Source organism: Catenibacterium sp. GCM10023432, from assembly GCF_042651925.1.
Lineage (GTDB): Bacteria > Bacillota_I > Bacilli_A > Erysipelotrichales > Coprobacillaceae > Catenibacterium > Catenibacterium mitsuoka.
On sequence record NZ_JBHSEB010000019.1, the window covers coordinates 1 to 2,622 of the forward strand.

The 2,622-nt window shown below is 32.9% G+C and carries 2 protein-coding genes; both read right to left on the reverse strand.

Going from position 1 to position 2,622, the window contains the following annotated elements:
- Nucleotides 1-131: 131 nt before the first annotated feature.
- Nucleotides 132-1,547, reverse strand: a complete 1,416-nt coding sequence (locus ACFOZZ_RS03575) for an ROK family protein (protein WP_376814717.1) — start codon at nucleotides 1,545-1,547, stop codon at nucleotides 132-134.
- A gap of 136 nt (nucleotides 1,548-1,683) precedes the next feature.
- Complete coding sequence (locus ACFOZZ_RS03580) at nucleotides 1,684-2,544, reverse strand: hypothetical protein (protein WP_329966365.1); 861 nt, start codon at nucleotides 2,542-2,544, stop codon at nucleotides 1,684-1,686.
- Between the last annotated feature and the right edge of the window lie 78 nt (nucleotides 2,545-2,622).

The following is a 2,622-nucleotide window of genomic DNA, read 5'->3' on the forward strand; positions in this document are numbered from 1 at the left end:
AAAAAACGGAAAAACGAAAATCAAAGAAATGTGTTATTTCCACTTGACAATCGTCATTTCATAACAGATTGTTTATATGCATGTTATTTTAATAGAGACTATGAAAAGAATATAGACTATCGTATTGAACACTATATAGAACTCTCATAGTTCTGTGTTGTACTTAATATCATAGTCCCAAGAAGAATATATTCCTGCATGTTATCTACTTTGGTAATAGGCGGAATATATTTTTTTGGTATAAGAGTAGCCATTTCTTCATATAAAGGAAGTATATGGGGAATAAAGTCGCAATAAAGAACAAGTTCTTCTGGACTTAATAAACTGATAATAGAAACAAGAGTACGTGATACAACTTCAATACATCCTTCAGGAGACATACTGAGTGTCATTTTATCTTCTGTTAAATCCAAAGGAAGAAATTGTACTTCTCCTACTAAATTATGCATACCATGAAGCAGACAGTTATCCACAATAATACCTGCACCACTTCCTGCATGTACAGGCTGGAATAAGAAAGCCAATGAACTTACCTTATCTTGAGAAGAATAATAGCCTACTGCAGCTGCATTCACATCATTACATATACATATAGGCAAATGATAACGTTCAGTGAGGACATCTTCTAATCTCTCTGGTGTTTCCCATCCGACTAAACTTGTAGAAGACACATAACCATCATCAATAATACCTGGAGTCGCAATACCTATATAACGAATACGAGGATAATGAAGACGGGCAATATCAATAATGTCACAAATATCCTGAAGATTAACTACAGGTTTAATCACTTCGTTATCTAATAGTATTTCTTGATTCTTATCATATACACGATAAGCAACATGAATGGATTGTTTATTACGGAAAATAGAGAGAGCTAATGTCTTATGTTTAATTTCTACATCCAACATAACAGGTAAAGGAATCTTCTGATCAGATTGGTTCTTTTTAATCTCTAATGATTCTTTCACAAGTGTAAAGATGGCTTTTACATCATATTTCGCAAATACTTCAGGTGGTACATTTAAGACAATTTTATCTTTAAGAATATCACATGCTTTAGCATGTAAATAAGAAATCTGTGGTGCTAAGAGAACGACATCATAATCTTGTGCTACATAGTATAAATTATTATAACCACTTGCTTCTGTCACATAAGGAAGACTCATTAATTTAGAGGCTTCATTCATCTTCATCGCAAAATAGCTGGTTGTTAATCCACCACTACAGCACAACAATATCTTAACAGTAGGTGTATCACCAATATGCTTCATATAATGAGTGAGTTCTCTAAATAACTTTATTGCATGATTCAATGTTTTCATCTGGAAATGTAGATAATATTCAATCTCACCAGATTGTGTATTTGTTGCTTTAAACTCTATGATATTCAATGGATTAAAGACAATTTCAATATCAGCATGCTTATTATAGAAATGAATCTCTGTATAGTCTTCATTCACTTTTGTTTCAAAGTCAGGCACTTCCTGCAATAGAATCCATTTCGCAAAGAGTATTGTATAAATATCACTTAAGAAATCATCCATGAATATCACCTCCATGTTCATATTTTAACATACTCACAATCTTTAAATACAGTAACTCTTGAAAGATGGAAAATATATATCATATAAGCTAAATTAAAGCTGATAGAAATGAAAAGAACCTTGCGAATGCAAGGTTCTAGATATCCATCTCAAAGATGAATTTAGTATTTGTGATATTGTTTCCTGATAGACCACTATAATGGTCTTTTTCTTTTAACTTCTTAATTGTAATTATATCAGTGATCTTTTGAATACCTTCCTGATCAAATAGACGCATTCCCTCAGATAAGCTTTTTGCACCCGTTACAAGCGTCTGGTATTGTTGAGAAAGTTCATTCCCAGCCTGGCTCAACTCTGATAAGCTAGAAGATAATGTCTCTAATTGTTTTGATACAGGACTTTGAGAAAGCAATTGTGAGAGTTGTTCTAAACTCTTCTTATTTTGTATTAAGCTTTCCTGAACACCTTCACTGATTGCTTTATTGACTGCTATACGCTGTTCATCTGTGAGATCAATATTATTTATTTTAGATTGAATTAATTCTGTAGGATTATTCATAGAAGATATTAAGTTTTTAATGAGTGCCTGTGTAGATGCGTCATATTGTTTAGAACCTTCTAACAATGCATTGGCTCCTTCACTTACTTTTGACACATTGGACATATATGTATGAAGGTATTGTCCATACGTTGTACATCCTGCCAGTAATTGGATTGAACATTCAACTAATTTCTGTGCTGATTGATTTAATTGCTCCGTTGTCTTCGTGAGTTCACTTAAGTCTAAATCTTTAAATACACCATCAGTAAATACAGTACTCATATAGTCACATTGGAAGTTCTTGATCTTCATAGTCACTTCCATAGAATTCTTAAATGGTTCATAACCAGGACATCCTAATCCGACAATAGCCTGATATTCATCCATCAACATACTTTTCCCATTCTTTACTTCAATATTCTCTCTGACTGTTAAGTTAGGAATCAAATTATACATCTGGAATATCTGACTACTCCCACGGGCAAGCCCGTGGGGTTCCTACTATCAAGTTTAGCTTGTAATCGTACATCATTT